The 16,639-nt window shown below is 47.0% G+C and carries 14 protein-coding genes; 11 read left to right on the top strand and 3 right to left on the bottom strand.

Going from position 1 to position 16,639, the window contains the following annotated elements; translation table 11 throughout:
- Positions 1-16 precede the first annotated feature (16 nt).
- The gene (locus ACLWMH_RS06880) at positions 17-1,003 is read left to right on the top strand and encodes a GSCFA domain-containing protein (RefSeq protein WP_411915960.1); all 987 of its coding nucleotides are present in this window, start codon (positions 17-19) and stop codon (positions 1,001-1,003) included.
- On the opposite strand, the gene ACLWMH_RS06875 is transcribed toward ACLWMH_RS06880, so the two are convergent.
- Positions 1,000-3,435: a TonB-dependent receptor gene (locus ACLWMH_RS06875; protein WP_411915959.1), complete on the bottom strand. Its 2,436-nt coding sequence runs from the start codon at positions 3,433-3,435 to the stop codon at positions 1,000-1,002. The genes ACLWMH_RS06880 and ACLWMH_RS06875 overlap by 4 nt on opposite strands.
- 90 nt (positions 3,436-3,525) lie before the next feature.
- Between ACLWMH_RS06875 and ACLWMH_RS06870 the strand changes: the two genes are divergently transcribed.
- Positions 3,526-4,341, top strand: a complete 816-nt coding sequence (locus ACLWMH_RS06870) for a hypothetical protein (protein ID WP_411915958.1) — start codon at positions 3,526-3,528, stop codon at positions 4,339-4,341.
- Between the two features lie 231 nt (positions 4,342-4,572).
- Here the strand turns inward: ACLWMH_RS06870 and ACLWMH_RS06865 are convergent, their stop codons facing one another.
- The gene (locus ACLWMH_RS06865; RefSeq protein ID WP_411915957.1) at positions 4,573-5,535 is read right to left on the bottom strand and encodes a peptidoglycan DD-metalloendopeptidase family protein; all 963 of its coding nucleotides are present in this window, start codon (positions 5,533-5,535) and stop codon (positions 4,573-4,575) included.
- A 580-nt stretch (positions 5,536-6,115) separates the two neighbouring features.
- Here ACLWMH_RS06865 and ACLWMH_RS06860 point away from each other — a divergent pair.
- From ACLWMH_RS06860 to ACLWMH_RS06820, 9 genes are all read left to right on the top strand, one after another.
- Positions 6,116-6,733 (top strand): hypothetical protein, encoded by a 618-nt coding sequence (locus ACLWMH_RS06860; protein WP_411915956.1) that lies wholly within the window; start codon positions 6,116-6,118, stop codon positions 6,731-6,733.
- Positions 6,734-6,905: 172 nt separating this feature from the next.
- Positions 6,906-8,264: a UDP-N-acetylmuramoyl-L-alanine--D-glutamate ligase gene (murD, locus tag ACLWMH_RS06855; protein WP_411915955.1), complete on the top strand. Its 1,359-nt coding sequence runs from the start codon at positions 6,906-6,908 to the stop codon at positions 8,262-8,264.
- 8 nt (positions 8,265-8,272) lie between these two features.
- Entirely contained in the window at positions 8,273-9,571 is a 1,299-nt protein-coding gene (locus tag ACLWMH_RS06850) for an FtsW/RodA/SpoVE family cell cycle protein (protein WP_411915954.1), read from the top strand.
- Between the two features lie 9 nt (positions 9,572-9,580).
- On the top strand, positions 9,581-10,723 hold the full coding sequence (gene murG, locus ACLWMH_RS06845) for an undecaprenyldiphospho-muramoylpentapeptide beta-N-acetylglucosaminyltransferase (protein WP_411915953.1): 1,143 nt from the start codon (positions 9,581-9,583) through the stop codon (positions 10,721-10,723).
- The gene (gene murC, locus ACLWMH_RS06840) at positions 10,716-12,104 is read left to right on the top strand and encodes a UDP-N-acetylmuramate--L-alanine ligase (protein WP_411916244.1); all 1,389 of its coding nucleotides are present in this window, start codon (positions 10,716-10,718) and stop codon (positions 12,102-12,104) included. Before murG ends, murC begins: the two co-directional genes overlap by 8 nt.
- Before the next feature lie 6 nt (positions 12,105-12,110).
- A complete protein-coding gene (locus tag ACLWMH_RS06835) occupies positions 12,111-12,887 on the top strand; it encodes a cell division protein FtsQ/DivIB (RefSeq protein ID WP_411915952.1) in 777 nt (258 codons plus the stop codon).
- Between the two features lie 36 nt (positions 12,888-12,923).
- Positions 12,924-14,351 (top strand): cell division protein FtsA, encoded by a 1,428-nt coding sequence (locus tag ACLWMH_RS06830; RefSeq protein ID WP_411915951.1) that lies wholly within the window; start codon positions 12,924-12,926, stop codon positions 14,349-14,351.
- On the top strand, positions 14,348-15,769 hold the full coding sequence (locus tag ACLWMH_RS06825; RefSeq protein ID WP_411915950.1) for a cell division protein FtsZ: 1,422 nt from the start codon (positions 14,348-14,350) through the stop codon (positions 15,767-15,769). Before ACLWMH_RS06830 ends, ACLWMH_RS06825 begins: the two co-directional genes overlap by 4 nt.
- A gap of 476 nt (positions 15,770-16,245) precedes the next feature.
- Positions 16,246-16,497, top strand: coding sequence for a hypothetical protein (locus ACLWMH_RS06820; protein ID WP_411915949.1), 252 nt, complete (start codon positions 16,246-16,248; stop codon positions 16,495-16,497).
- Here the strand turns inward: ACLWMH_RS06820 and ACLWMH_RS06815 are convergent.
- Complete coding sequence (locus ACLWMH_RS06815; protein WP_411915948.1) at positions 16,478-16,615, bottom strand: hypothetical protein; 138 nt, start codon at positions 16,613-16,615, stop codon at positions 16,478-16,480. The genes ACLWMH_RS06820 and ACLWMH_RS06815 overlap by 20 nt on opposite strands.
- Positions 16,616-16,639 lie beyond the last annotated feature (24 nt).

Here is a 16,639-nt window from a genome sequence, read left to right as displayed (position 1 = left end):
TAATTTTGCCATACAGATGGGAGAAACAAGACGAAAAAGTATTTCATTGACCACACCGGTCGAGTGGAATGGAGTGACATCAAGCAGCTATTTGCGCTATGGAGCACAACTCATGTCGCTGGGCAGCTGCTTTAGTGATGCAATGGCACACAAACTGTACAGCTTGGGGTTCTCTATATTAGTCAATCCCTACGGCACACTGTACAATCCTCTCTCCATAGCCCGTGCCTTGGACGATATAGCTTCTCCCGAACGCTTCTATACAGCGGATGATTTGCTATACACAGATGGACGTTGGGTTAGTCTTATGCATCACTCCTCTTTGAGTGATGTGCGGCAAGAGCTTCTTCTGGATAGACTAAACGATGCCCTGCAAGAGGCGCGTAGCTGCCTTGCTGATGCCCATTGGCTGGTGCTTACATTCGGCTCATCCTACTACTATCAATGGAAAGAGAGTGGTGCTGTGGTGGCTAACTGTCATCGTATCCCTGCCGATCAATTTATACGTCGCTTGGCTTCTGTGGAGGAGATGTACAATGCGCTTACCCCGGTGCTGGATAAGCTATTGGCTATGAATCCTACACTGCAGGTGCTGCTCTCCATAAGTCCTATACGCTACATGGCTTATGGGGCGGCGGGCAATGCAAGCAGTAAGGCACGCTTGGTACTCTTGAGAGAGCTGTTGGAGGAGCGGTACGGAGAGCGGTTGCTATACTTTCCTGCGTATGAGATTGTATTAGATGAACTACGCGATTACCGCTTTTATGCAGAAGATATGGTACACCCTTCGGAAGTGGCCATCCAAATACTATTTGAGCGGCTTATGTCGGGTTGGCTTGATCCAAAGGATTATACTGCATTGCAAAAAGCAGAGGCCTTTCAGCGATTGGTACTCCATAGACCCAAAGATAAGGCACTGCATCTTGCCCGTATCAATGAGGCGGCAGACAGGCTGAGTAGAGACTATCCGCAGATAGCGGTAGAGCAAATAATGGAAATTTAGAAAGCGGCAGACAGGCGAATATTGAGTTGTCGTCGCGTAAGATAGTTGGGTACGGCAAAGACGTGATTATTGGCGTCCGTAACCCAGTAGTACCCACTTACATTCGCATTGTCAAATAGGTTGAATAGATCTACCGATGCCTCTATGTACTTGAATATATCCCACGAAGAGGCTCGTCTGGCACGCTCGCGATCAAAGAATCGATAGGTGAGCCCCACATCCACACGCATATAGGGTTTCCCTGTGAAAGTGGGTAATTCGAAGCCCTCTGCGGGCTTAAACTGTGGCAAGCCACCGGAAAGAAGTCCTCGTAGGCTGAGGCTAATAGGCTTAAAATTAGGGAAATAGTCGCGAAAGAATAGAGAAAGATTATACGAAGGTGCATTAGGCAGCTTCATATGTCCCACTCCGGGTAAGCTCTGTCGACTGTGAAGCAAAGAGGCTGTAATCCAGGAGTCTACACCCGGCACAAACTCTCCGAATAGCTTCATGTCTACACCGGCTACATACCCATTGGCCGGATTCATTCCCATATAGCGGATTTTTACGTTATCCACTCGGTAGGGGTTCAGATGAAAAAGGTATTTGAAGTAAACCTCCCCGGTGAGCTTAAAGGGACGACCGGCAGCTCGGAAAGAGTAATCCGCACCACTAACAAAGTGTATGGAGCCTTGCGACTTTATTTTGTGGTTGAGTGCTACGTAGTTGTTGCCGTTTTCATCCGGTTCAATGGTGCGTAGCTCCTTGTAATAGGGGGCTTGATAATAGAGTCCGGCAGCTAATCGAACTAATAGATTGGGGGCACGCTTAGGGTGGTAAGAGGCAACGAAGCGGGGACTTACGATCAACTCCTTATTGAAAGACCACCAAGAGGCTCTGAGACCCGGAACCAAATGCCATTGCCCTATTTTAAGCTCGTCTTGTACAAAAAGCGAAGCACGTAAGGATTGAATGCGTTGGGCTGAGTATAGATTGTAGAGCATCTCAATACGGTCTTCATAATGAGGTTGGTTAAAGCCTGCAGAATCAAGTAGAGTCCACTCGGAAATACGGTCGCTGACCCATTCTCCCCGTATATCTGCACCGGCACGCAGCGTGTGCCGCTCATTGAGAATATAGGTCAGTCGATAGGAAGTAGTCAGCAGGTGCGACTGAAGGGTATTGCGCGCATGCTCCAAATTGCTCCCCGTAGCTAAGGCAGATAGGGACACATCCCCCGGAAGATCCCGATCACTCTCGGATACGTCGCTTTGCAGAAAGTAGCTTCCTTCAATATCATAACGCTCTCGCTCCCTACTACCGAAGTAAGCTACACTAAGTGTGTGGCGAATGGATTCGTTTTGCGTGTAAGCAGCGGTGAGCGCCCCAAAGGTAGAAAGAAAGTTATCCCGCTCTTGACCATCGAAGTAGATGCGCACCTTCTTCAGATTGCTCATCGTGCCAAAGACGGTTTCGCGCGTTTGAGGAATAAACGTGTAGTCCGTGAGCGAGACATTCGCCAAAAGAGAGAGTTGCCAGCGAGAAGAGATGCGCTGCACCATATAGGTTTGAGCATCGAAATAGATAGGCCTATACTCTCCTTTTGTCTCTAAAGAAGAGAGCATATTGCGCCCATCTTTGAACCTAATGCCCGTTACTTGAGAAAATCCCCCCCGACGAGAGCCTATATATACATTATCCCCTTGTAACCCTACATCTACAGCAGCTTCAAATTGATTAGGACGCTTATATCGTATATCCAAAACGCTCGACATTTTGTCCCCAAACTCAGCGGTAAACCCTCCGGCAGAGAAGTTAACTCGCTCCGTCATATGCGGATGAACAAAGCTCAACCCCTCTTGTTGTGCCGAGCGCACCAGTAAGGGTCGCGCCACCTCCATGCCATTTACGTACACCATGTTCTCATCGTAGCTGCCACCGCGCACGCTATACTGGCTGCTTAGCTCATTGTTTTGCGTGACCCCTGCATAAGTGGCGACCAATGCCTCTACACCGGCTACCGGAGCGGCTGTAATGAGTATGTGCTCCGGCTTGATCTGTTCCATTACATTCTTCTGTTGCGCTGCTGCGGTAACCGTAACGCCTTGCAGCGCAATAGCATCATCAGGAAGTGATACATCTATACGAAGTGAGTCGTGAATACCGTTAGGGAAAGTTTTCGTTACAGTTCGATAGCCGATAGCACTAAAAAGAATGGCTACAGAATCCTTAACCGGTGCTGACGTAAAGCTATAGCGCCCTTGAAGATCAGTAGCTGCGCCTACGGCACGCCCCGATAACTTTACATTGGCAAAGGGTATCGGTGCTCCATCTCTATCCTTAACTATGCCACGAATACGTACTTGCTGCGCTATACCTCCCAATGGAAAACATAGGAGAAACAGCACAGCCAGGAGGAAAATAAGTACCGAACGGCTCTGACTTGTATCCATATCGCAAAAGTAGGTATTTCAGCTCATTCCGGATGCCTAAAAGAGCCTTTATCCTTACCTTTGCAGTGCAATTAATGAGGAAAAAGAGATATGAAAAAAAGAATTACTCAATTACTATTTGCCTCCATTCTCCTTCTGCTGCCCACGTTAGCCGTGTATGCAGGCAATGATGAGGGGCATCTGCTCACCCTCACCTATGATAAGGCCATGTGCGAGGTATCTGTAGAGGGTTTCCAGCGAGTTTATCAGAGTGGAGACCGTATCAGTGACGGGGCTTATGTATTGCTGCTTGTGAAACCATTAGATGGATACGTAATGGATGAGGCAACTTACAACGGTACCCCTATTCACTTTGAGCGCTATTCATTTGATAAGGAGGGCAAAACGCTGTCAGCCTATTTTACCGTGCGTGAGGATGTAAATATTACCATTACGGCACATGCTATCCGATATGCCACGCTATCGTTGAAGTATGATGCAAGTAAAGGTTTGGCAGATGTCTATTTGCAAGACAAGCACTTTAAGGACGGCGATAAGATTCCTAAGGATGTAGAGATTGTACTTGACCTGATCCCTAATGAATCAAGCGAAGTAGAGAGCGTGCTTATCAATGAAAGAACGTATCATCCTGAAGATTTTAAGCAGAGTGTAATGTCTCCCGGCTCTATGTATCGTTTGGTATTAGTCGATGGCGATATGAATATAGTGGTGAATTTCAAGGCCAAAGGTGCGTCTGCCACTCTCTTGGAATGGAATGCAAAGGACCCAAAGGCTCCGATACAGCTCTATAATGCTGTAGGAGTGAAGCTATATGAGGGTTGTGCCGATGGCGTTTCTCTTGAAGCATTGCCTCAAGGTGTTTACTTTATCATGCAGCACGGAGCTGTGCACAAGCTAATACGATAAGTAGCTACTACTTAGCTTACCATGTGAAGAAGGGGTGCCTATGCGCCCCTTTTTCACTATGAGATGCGTGGAGGGTTTGAGCATTCTTTCGGCTCTGTCCTAACTGAGCGAGTGGGTTATAAAAGTCCTCTTGCTTAAACCTTCTGTGCCCCTAAAGCAAACGTCCGCTCGCCTCAGTGGAGGGGAACGGACGTTTTATTATATTCTCGTCTCTTCTTGAGACAACGGTACTTAGCGTATGCGCAGTGTCTTCCCTTGACGAATGGTGGTCTTAGGGGTAATCTTATTGATTTGACACAGCTTCTTCACCGATACTCCGGTCTTTTTAGAGATAGAACTCAGGGTATCTCCCTTGCGTATGCGGTACACTTCCGGCTTATGAGCAGCTTTTTTTGAGGAAGAGGCCTTCGTACGACGAGCCGAAGAGGCATAGCTACCACCGGCCTGAGCAGTTGATCCTCGTTTGAAGGTAAATATATCCCTCAGGGGTGCTCCATTAGCAAAGTCAATGATTTGAGTGGGATTGATATCAATTCCCATAAAGCGAAGCTCAAAGTGTAGGTGCGGTCCCGTGCTTAACCCGGTAGAGCCACCCAACCCAATAGCCTCTCCTGCACGCACAATATCGTTTTCGCGTACTAATTGACGGCTCATGTGTCCATAGACGGTCTCTAAGCCGTTGGGATGTCGTATAACTACATATTTGCCATATCCCTTATGTTCATAGTCTACGATACGTATTTTCCCATCGAAAGCTGCACGTACGGTATCGCCGGTAGTAAGGCCCATATCCACACCTCTGTGCATACGACGGAAGCGTCTTCTGTAGCCATAATGCGAAGTGAGTCGTATATTGCCGTCCAAAGGCATAACGAACCCATTACAATCGATTTCGTACGTGGCGGGTATCTCTGCAGTAGAGGTCCCGACAAAAGGGTTTACGTAGCGTCCCCAGCTGTTTTCTCCATACAGATCAATAGCCGGATATTCGAGACTTTCACGTAGAATGGCATCTTCAAGCTCTTGGTTTCGCTTGTTTCTTTTCTCATTAATCTGCTCAAGGATGCTTTTCCCATCTGCCATTAAAGGGGAAAAATTGGATGTCGTGTCAGCCTTATGAGAATGAATTTGTGCCACCGAATGGGGTGGAGATGAGGGGCGACTAGAAGCGAAAACCTCTTGTGGTGCTGACATTGCGCATATGGGCAAGCACAACAGTAGGGTTCCTCCTATTCTTTGGAGTCTTTTCTTCAACATTAGAATCATTCTTTACTCTTTGTTATTCAAGTCGCGGCTTTGAGAAGATTGCCAATATCCTCTCGAAACCTAACCGACCGCTAATGTACATAAATGATTTGAAACCGAATCATGGTGTCTTTAGTAAATTAATATTATTTAAGTGCATGACAATACAAATAGCTCAATACATATTGAATTTATATACATCTGTACGAATGTAGCCGGAGTTTGGGATGGTTGTATCGAATGGGCGCCTCCCTCCCGGTATATTTCTCTCTCTTCTGGATAGCCTTGTCGTATGGCTCGAAGAGGCGTGCAGTGGGTGCAAACTCCGGTAAGCGTAGATATAGGTGTAGAGGCCCCATCCAAAAGATACGGATGTTTTCATCAAAAGGTTCTGATGTTTCAAATGAAAGGTTCTGATGTTTCAAATGAAAGGTTCTGATGTTTCTGTAGAGCGATCTATACCTTTTTGATCATACAGAAAACTCACCCGAGAAAAGGGGGGATAACCCTTGACACCAACCAAAGGCGGATGGACTTATCCATAACCGTACCCTCTGACGATACCCGATTGGATATAGCCATCGGGCATATCCTATGCGAAGTCTACAGCAACGTGGACGAGAGCAAAGGATTTAGGGAGCTGAGGGTGCTTTTAGACCAAAAGATACTCGGCAGGTGGAGAGGAAGTGTATCCTATTCAATGACGCCTAACCCGTTTGGTGGCGGATATACCCACGAGACAAGCTACAATCCGACCGAGGTAAATAATTTGCGCTACACCCGATACGTATCAAGTGGCACGCACACGCTCAGTATCGTTATCTACTCGGAAGGAGCAGTGGCGGACATGAACATCAAAGCACCGAACGCACTGATAGAGAATGTCTCTATGAGGGGGTTTTACGATGCAGGCATACAGCAGAGTTTAATCTCCAAGAGTGGGGTTCGTTTCTTTGGCAGTGCAGATAGGTATATAGATGTGGACTACCGCATTTTTCCTCGCGGAGGTGGCGTTAACCCCTATTTGCTTCGTGTAAAGGGGAGCGCACGGATCGACCGCCTTCCGCCGGGAGGCAGACCGGGCAGCGCGATTTGTGTACGGAGATCAGTGGAGCGACTACGTGCCGAATGCATGCGGAGCGCATGAGAACTTTCGACTATCAATTCTGATGATTTGATAGAAAGATAGGGATGTTTTTTAGGGAGTAGGCAGTCTAAGAAAAGAATATATACCTAATTCGGGTCAAAGAGGAAAAATAATGCCGGCTATTTCCTACCTTTGTAGGCATAGAAGGAAAGCAAGAAAGATCAGAAGAAAGATGGCATCTTTATTGATTTTAGGAGGAGGAGAGAGTGGAGTTGGTGCTGCTCTTTTGGCACATGCAAAAGGAATTGATTGTGCAGTAAGTGATAGCGGCTCTTTGCCTGCTCCCTATCGGGCTGAGTTGGTTGCTGCCGGCATACCCTTTGAAGAGGGAGGGCATAGTGAGGCCTTTTTGTCTACAGCCGGAGAGGTAATCAAGAGCCCCGGCGTATCCCCTACAGCAAAGCCTATACAATACTTGGAAGCACGGCAGGTGCCTATTATCAGTGAAGTGGAATTCGCTTCTCGCTATCTACCTCAAGAGAATAAGATGATCGCCGTAACGGGAAGTAATGGGAAAACAACCACAGTAAGCTGGATTACCCATTTATTGAAACGCTCCGGCAGACGTGCTGTGGCTTGCGGAAATATAGGATTTTCGTTAGCGCGTGCCGTGTTGGACGGATCAGCCGAATACTATGTGGTCGAATTAAGTAGCTTCCAGTTAGAGGGGATTAAAGATTTTCATCCTTCTGTATCGCTTTTACTTAATGTAACACCGGATCACTTGGATCGCTATCAAGGAAAGATAGAGCTCTATGCAGCCGCTAAGATGCGAATTGCCATGAACCTAACTGCGAAGGATGACTTTATCTATTGGCGCGAGGATGAGTTAACCCCCAAGATGATCCCGGTAGGAGCTGCCTATCAGCGGCATAGCTTTTCGATAGAGGCCGCACACGAAGGAGCAGCAGCTTATCTTTCGTCTGATGGAAGCACGATTTGCTTTGCGGCAAATGAAGCACAGTCCGAATTGACTCTCCCTGTAAAGGACTTGGCCTTGCCCGGACGTCACAATATACTGAATGCAATGGCGGTTGGCTTGGCAGCACGTAGCTTATGCATAGAGCCTGAGGCTATCTTAGATGCTTTACGTCATTTCGAAAATGTACCTCACCGAATGGAGTGGGTGGCTGAGTACAAAGGCGTAGCCTATGTGAATGATAGTAAGGCTACCAATGTGGCAGCCGCCATTTATGCATTAGAGGCTCAAACTCGTCCTGTAGTGCTTATATTAGGGGGGACCGACAAGGGAAACGACTACAACGAGATATTGGATTTGGTGAAGGAGAAGTGTCGCTCGCTCCTCTTTTTGGGGGTGGATAATGCTAAGCTTCGGAAAGCATTTGACGGTGTACTGCCTTATCAGGAGGCAACCTCTATGCCGGAAGCTATAGCCAAATGTGCCGCAATGGCTCAGAAGGGCGATGTAGTGCTCCTCTCTCCCTGCTGTGCCAGCTTTGACCTATTCCACAACTATGAGGATCGCGGGGATCAATTCCGCAGTGATGTATTAGCAATGACAAAGCGTTGAGTGGAGGTATGGAAAAAGAGCAAAGTTATGGTTTTAGGAACCTATTTAGAGGCGATTTAGGGCTCTGGGGTATCTACTTCTTCTTTGTCCTTCTCTCTATTGTGGAGGGCTTCAGTGCTTCCGGGCAGGAAATATATAAGTCCGGTGACATGATGCCGATCGTGAAGCATATTCTCATTATAATAGGCTCTACTGTAATTGCTATCATCGCTTCGAGGATAAAGTGGAAGTATATAAAGAATATGCACTTTTGGCTTTATGGAATTGCCGTGCTGTTGGCTTTCCTCACCTTATTAATGGGGAAAACAACCAATGGCGCACAGCGTTGGATCAGAATAATGGGAATCAGTATACAGCCCTCTGAGATACTAAAGCTGGCCATTCTTTTCCTTGGAGCCTATTTTCTGGGCGCACCTATCCGGATGCCCAAGAAACAAGCGTTTTGGTTTTTTATAGTTTTTACGTTAATATCGGTCGCCTTGATTGTTTCGCAAAGCGGTTCTACCTCTGTGCTGATCGTACTCTTTGCTTGGACGCTCTGCTTTATATCCCTTCCCCCTCTAAAGCCTTTTTTGCAACTGACCGGTGTGGGTTTGGTCAGTGTGTTACTCCTCGTCCTTATCCTGCCTATGTTGCCCAATAGTATGATAGAGCATATGGGCCGCGCTAAGACGTGGATGGCTCGAGTGGAAAAAGATTACGGAGGCTTAACGAAAGAGGAATACTATGCGCTTTCTCCGAAAGAAAGAGATGACTTGAAGTATTGTATCACTGATGACAATTTACAAAAGAACTATGCCAAGATAGCTATCGCACGAGGCGGCACCTCGCCTATAGGTGTACTGCCCGGTAATAGTAGAGGACGAGATTATCTGCCCGAGTCAAAGAATGACTTTATTTATGCGATTATCATAGAGGAGTGGGGTCCTATTTTAGGTGTATTGGGCGTGCCTATTCTCTACCTCTTCTTCTTTTTCCGAATAGCTGCGTGGGGCAAACGAGCGCTCCTGAAGCAACAGCGGCTACTCCTATATGGCTTTGGCGTACTATTCACCGCTCAAGCTCTGCTGAATTTGGCAGTTGCATCGGGTTTACTGCCGGTCACCGGACAGACTCTTCCTCTAATTAGTAAGGGGGGCTCCTCTTATATCTGCATGGCTTTTGGATTTGGTTTGATGGTGGGGCTTACCCGTATTATAAAAGAAGAAAATGCCTTGCTTGCCAAGAAGAGAGAAATTGACGAGATGCAAGCGCAACAGCTCAAAACCACTAATCCGGAAGAAAACAATTTAACCCAATTATCCTAACTTATCATCATGAGTCAGACTACTTTGGAACGAATAATTATATCGGGAGGCGGTACAGGTGGACATATTTTCCCGGCTATATCTATTGCACAGGCTATTCGTGCACAATATCCCGAGTGTGAGATCCTCTTTGTAGGGGCTGAGGGTAAAATGGAGATGACACGCGTACCTCAAGCCGGATTCAATATTAAAGCCCTTCCGGTACGCGGACTTGATAGAAAGCACTTATGGCGCAATATCAGCGTATTGAGGAAGCTGCTCAAGTCACTTAAAATGGCAAAACGGATCATCCTTGACTTTAAGCCTCAAGCGGTAGTAGGTGTGGGCGGATATGCCTCTCTTCCTACGCTGCTTACCGCTCAAAATATGGGTATCCCCACAGTAATACAGGAGCAAAACAGCTTTGCAGGGAAAGCCAATAAGCGATTAGCGGATAGGGCAGCCTATATTGCTGTGGCCTATGAGGGCATGGAGCGATTCTTTCCGGCTGATAAAGTGCGCCTTACGGGCAATCCCGTTAGACCTGTCATCGAGGAGGGTAAGTTGCCGGAGCGCGAGGAAGCCGCCCGCTTAATGGGAATAGAGGATACATCGCTACCTATCCTCCTGTCAGTGGGAGGAAGCTTGGGTGCCAAAACACTGAACGATAGTATCGCAGCGGGATTAGAGCAGATAGCTGCTGCCGGGGTAGCTTTGATATGGCAAACCGGTAAAGGTTATTATGAAGAAGCAAAGAGCCACTATGAGGCATTGTCCGAGCCTCTTCGTAAAAATATAGTAGTCTTGCCTTTTGTGGAGCATATGGATTGGGCATACGGTGCAGCCGATTTGATGATTTCTCGCTCCGGAGCCTCTACGGTGTCTGAAATAGAGATCTTGGGTATGCCGGCTATCTTGGTGCCCTCTCCCAATGTAGCAGAAGATCATCAAACGCATAATGCTAAAGCTCTCTCTACACGTGGTGCAGCGGTGCTTGTAACAGATGCCGATGCACGGGCAACGCTGGTGAGTGAGGCGCTGAAGCTTATTGGCGATAAAGAGGCACTCGCCGCCATTTCGGCTGCGGCCAAGGAAATGGCGCTGCGCAATGCGCCTCAGAAAATAGTTAATTTGATAGAAGATGCCATAGCAAAGACTCATGACAATGAATAGCAGTAAGCAGTATACCAGGGTATATTTCATAGGTATCGGAGGTATCGGCATGAGTGCCCTGGCAAGAATATTTCATAAGCAGGGGCTTGATGTATCGGGTTATGACCTAACCCCTTCCCGTATTACGGAAGCACTCCAAGTAGAGGGTATATCAGTTCATTTTGAGGATAGGGGAGAAGAGCTTGTAGGCGAGAACTTTACTCCGGAAGATACAGTGGTTGTCTATACGCCGGCGGTACCCGACTCATTGGGAGAGCTGATCTATTTTAGAGAGCATGGCTTCAATGTAATCAAACGCTCTGAGGCATTGGCTTTAGCACTTAGTGGTTACAAGCAGGCAGCAGTGGCAGGTACGCATGGCAAAACTACTACTTCCACAATGCTTGCGCACATTATGCACAACTCTCACAAGGGCTGTTTCGCTGTACTGGGAGGTATCTCTGTCAATACCGGTACCAATGTAATCATAGAGGAAGATGCCGAGTGGGCAGTTACAGAGGCGGATGAATATGACCATAGCTTCCTCAAGCTGAGTCCTCAGATAGCTATTGTGACCTCAATTAGTCCGGATCACTTGGATATATATCACACGGCTGAGGGCTATCACAAAGGTTTTTTAGAGTTTATACAACGAATCGACCATTCGGGAGCGTTAATATATAAGAAGGGTGTTTTAGCACCTTCCGAGTTACCCGAGTGTACCTCCTATAGTTATTGTATAAATAGTGAGGCCGATATATATTCGGATGGAATACGCGTAGAGGATGAGGAGCTGCTCTTTGATTGGCATTTCCCGGCTATGGGGATACATATGGAGCGTGTGATACTGGCTACCCCTATAGAGGTGAATGTGGAGAATGCTACCGCTGCCATGGGGGCGGCTGTACTGGCAGGAGTTACACCCGATGAGTTGCGCGCTGCATTGCTCTCCTTTAAGGGTGTAAAACGCCGCTTTGAGGTGATACTTCACGATGATCGCTATGTACTGATAGATGACTATGCGCATCACCCGGAGGAAATAGCTGCTGCGGCTGCTTCGCTGAAGCGTCTATTCCCCAACGATAGAGTAATGGCTATCTTCCAACCGCATTTATATACCCGAACGAGGGACTTCTATAAAGGTTTTGCCCACTCCTTAGATGCTTTCGATGAAGTGGTCCTCTTGCCTATTTATCCCGCCAGAGAAGAGCCGATTGAAGGCGTTACCTCACAGCTTATTTACGATGAGTTGACTATTCCGAATAAGTATATGGTGGATAAGGATCGCTTAGTAGGATTTATAGGACAGCATGCTTCCCTTCCACGGGTTATAGTTACCGTAGGGGCAGGAAATATAGATCGCTTGGTGATGCCTTTGGCAAAGAAACTTCGTTCAATGTAATTGTTTATGCTCAGACACATCGTTGTTGCCATTGGTGTATCGCTTCTTGCTGCCTACTTTTGCTTTGTGGCTTTTGCCTTGCCCCATATAGTGGAGCCTATCAAGTGTCGCAGGGTGCGCTTTTCGGTGGAGGCGCCTGTGGATAGTAAGGTAATTGAGGAAAAGGACTTGGCTCGAGAGATTTATTCGCTTGAAACCAATCCGGTGGGTCACTCAGTAGCTGCCTTTGATTGCTATCGGGTAGAGCGTGAATTGATCAATCGTAATGCCCTCATGGGAGTGAGTAATCTTTACTTTAGTCCGGATGGTACGTTGCATGTAAATGTAAAGCAGCGTAAGCCGTTGGCTCTATTGATGAGTGGAGATGAACAGTTCTATATCACTTCAAAGCGAGAGGCGATACCGGTGGGGGAAAAGAGGTCGCAAACGCTCCCTATGATTGTTTTGTATGGCAAGGTTTCTGTGAAGGATGCTCTGGGACCCCTGTTTGATATAGTAAAATATATAGAGGCCGACTCTGTACTTTCGGGTATGATAACGGCATTACATGTAGATTCAAAAGGCAACTTAGAGGCGACCGGATCGCAACATGGCATGCGTTTATTCTTCGGCAAGGAGCGGTCGCTTTTCCCACAACAGTGCGATGCGCTCAAAATCTTTATCGCTCACACATTGCCCACTATTGGTGAGGCTCGTATTTTTCGACTATATTTGCATATCCCCAATCAAGTGATTGTGGCACCTTTTGAGCCTATCTTAATGGAAGAAAAAGAAAACGGCTGAGGGCAAGCCGCAAAAGAAGCAGTTTAAGTATTTCTCATGAGTGTAAACCCTGTGTACGTCGTCATAGACCTTGGTTCATCCACTATTCGCGGATTGGCAGCATCCAAGCTGCCGGATGGGTCGGTCTCTCCTATTGCTATTGCCGAGGAACCGGCGGAAGACGATATACGTCATGGAGCTGTCTATAATATAGATCGTGTCTCCGAAAAGATAGCACGTATTGTAAAAGAGCTGGATGAGCGTTTGGAAGAGGAGAATCTGCGTACTACCTCTCTCTATGTAGGTATCTCCACCCCCTCACTGCGAAGCGAAGAGGAGGTAATCAATGCAGAGATTAGCTCTGAGGGAGAGGAGATCACAGATAAGCATCTGGACTATATCCAAAAAAAGATCGATGAGCTACACTATGATCGTCGCACGATCATCACGCTCACCAAACCTTATTATGAGGTGAACGGATCTATTGAAGAGTCTCCCAAGAGCCTAATTGCCTCGGAGTTAGTGGCGCATGTATCTGCCATTACCGTTAAGGAGCGTGTATATGAGAGTATCCGTGCGGTGGTGGAAGATCGTCTCAAACTAAAGCTTGCCGGCATCTTTGCTTCCCCACTTGCCGAGGCCTCTTTGTCTCTTTCCGATACCCAGAAGGAGCTGGGATGTGTATTTGTGGATGTAGGGGGCGGCACCACTTCGATCGTTATTTATTTGGGTGGTGTATTCCGACGGTTGCGCGTATTGCCTTTTGGAGGTAAGAATATAACTTCCGATTTGATGGACATGCAGCTCTCCGAGGAGGATGCAGAAGAAATTAAATTGAACTATGCAGGGGCAACGACCAATGCAGATCGGGAGAAAACATTCGTTATCAATGATATAGATGGTGTATCGGAGCGTACCATACGCGTACTGGATGTCAATCGATACGCCTCAGCCCGAATGAAAGAAATCATTGCCAATGTGGTGGCTACGGTGAACCACTCCGGTGTGCTAAACCGTATGGAGGGCGGCTATGTGATGGTAGGTGGAGGACTGTCACTGGCTCGTACAGAAGATTTGCTTCGTAGCGAGGTGCGTAATTTTAGCAATTATACCCAACTGCTGCAGTATGCCGATAAGGATAATGCACTGAGTTACGAGAAGGAATACAGAAGTGCCCTGGCGCTTGCTTGGACTGCAGAGGAGAATTGCACCGAAGCGCTTCGCTACACTATAGAGGGGCTTACCGCCAAAGACCCGGCTACTCCCGAGGTGGAAGAGAGAGTCTCACCGCAAACTGTAGCGCCTGAAGAGCCTCAGAGAGGGGTTAATAGTAGAAAGAAAAAGTCAGCACGCAAAGAGAATAGTGGGCTCTTCTCTATCGGCAACTTCAGAGATTTTTTCAATCAGTTCTCCTCTACCGAGGATGAATTGGAAGCTTACGATTTAGATGATCAAGATCGAGAAGACGATTTAGACGACTTATGAGTCAGGACAATAAGAATATGCAGGTAGACGAAGGGAGCTCCATCAATCGAGCAGAGGACATAAAGAGTGGGAAAACCCTTGATTTTGATATACCGCTAGCCACGCGTCGTGTGATTAAGGTTGTGGGGGTCGGCGGAGGAGGTGGCAATGCACTGAACCATCTCTATTCGGAGAGCTTTGATCAGATCTCCTATTTGTTGCTTAATACCGATGGTCAGGACTTGGAGAAGTCGCCCATACCCAATAAGCTTCTATTGGGACCTCATGTTACTAAAGGCTTAGGCGCTGGAGATGATGCCAATAAAGCTATGCGGGCCGCAGAAGAGAGTCGCGAAGAGATTCGGGAAGCACTCTCGGACGGACAAACCGAAATCGTCTTTATTACAGCGGGAATAGGAGGCGGTACCGGTACCGGTGCTACCCCTGTAGTGGCACGTATCGCAAAGCAGGAGTTGGGGCTACTCACCGTAGCTATTGTTACTATTCCTTTCCTTCGTGAGGGACGCAATAAAATAGTAAAAGCAATCAATGCCGTCGAAGAGCTTCGCAAAGAGGTAGATGCAACCTTAGTGATCAATAACCAAAAAATATTAGAGCTGTATCCCGAAGAGAGCTACACGCGCTCCCTCTTTTTAGCCGATCAGACGCTTGCCAATGCCGTGAGGAGCGTCTCCGACTTGATCTATCGCAATGGAGTGATCAATGTGGATGCCAATGATGTGATTAAGATCCTTAAAGATGGGGGGGTGGCTATTATATCGACCGGTATCGGAGAGGGTGAAAACAGAGTAAAAGATGCTATTGATCAAGCGATCAATTCACCTCTGCTCAATGGAAATGATGTTTATCGTGCCAGTCGCCTTTTGGTATTCCATTACGAGAGTAGTACCAGCCCCCTAATGAACAACGAAATGGAGCCGTTAGATGCACTTGCCCTCTCTATGGAGCGTAACTTCGACTCAATTACCGGTCATGGGGTAGACGATTCGTTAGGAGAAAAGATCAAGATCACCATCCTCGCTTCCGGCTTCAACTTCGCTACCACTAAAAGTGATATAACTACTTTTGATGTGGATGCCGTAACCAAGAAGGAAATAGCGGAGCGAGAAGAGAAGGATAATGAGCTGCTTCGCCTTTACTACGAAGATAATGATACTTATCTCTCCGGCTCTATGGCGCAAGCACGCCCCTTCATTCTGGAGGATGACGAATTAGACAACGAAGAGATTATTCGTATCCTTGATGCTGAACCGGCAGCCAAAAGAGACCATTCGCGCTTAGAGCGACTTTGCTCTCAATTAAGGCCCAATAGTAGGCGTATAGTAGAGGATGAAGATATATTCAGTCGTACTAAGGAACCTACCGACAAAGCGCATCGCGAAAACGAAACAGGAGGAAATACAATCAATTTCTTCTAAAAGATCCATTCGCACAAGTGTGGGAGGGGTGGTGAGCCATAAGCTCATTACCCCTTTTCTCTTTTGCTCGCTTGCTGATCGTCTCTCATTTGTTAAAATGGCGCACCGGCATGGTCCCGGCTGCAAAACCCCGCAGCCCCTCTTTGGCAATAGAAAGAAAGGAGCTCTTTATGTACGCAATAGGTATAGGGTAGTGTCGGTTATCCGCTTGCGAGCTTAATGTATCATAAAGGGTATAGTGTATCCCGTTGAACCTTGATCGGTATCTTGCACTCAATATATCCCTACCTTTCAAATGAAACATCAGAACCTATTGATTGAAACATCAGAACCTTTCAACCAAAACATCTGTACCTTTTTTCTAATTCAAAATATCCATTGTGTGCGATGATGTGCGCTATCTCAGCAGTGCACACTTACGTTATATTGTTTTCCCCGATTAGTTTGTACATTTGGGGTGTAAGATGTTGCGTTTTATGAAGAGTAAAGACTATACAGATTTACGTAATAAGACCATATTTGACTTCTGCACGGATGAGGAACTGATAAGAGGTGGTTTCGGACACGTAGTGGAAGATAAGGAAGAGCTTATTCGATATGCAAAAAAGCACCCTGAGACAAACGTTTGGCTCTACATTCAAATAGCCGTTGAGGTCCTGCACGATGAAGAACTCATAGACGCTATCGAGAGAGACTTCTCCGATGTAACTATCCCCGGTTACGAATAGTTTTCGCTATGCACTGATCTTCTGTGTTATCGGGTTGCTCGGCATGCTGCCGGCCATTGGATGGGTCGGCTTTGTTATTGTGTGGTTCATTGGGGCAAATCTCTTTTTTGTGCTTCACACTCATAGAAGAATAGGGCAAATA

The sequence above is a fragment of the Porphyromonas miyakawae genome (assembly GCF_045865415.1).
GTDB lineage: Bacteria > Bacteroidota > Bacteroidia > Bacteroidales > Porphyromonadaceae > Porphyromonas > Porphyromonas miyakawae.
The sequence above is the reverse complement of the archived record's forward strand: the minus strand, read 5'-3'. Positions and strand labels throughout refer to the sequence as shown.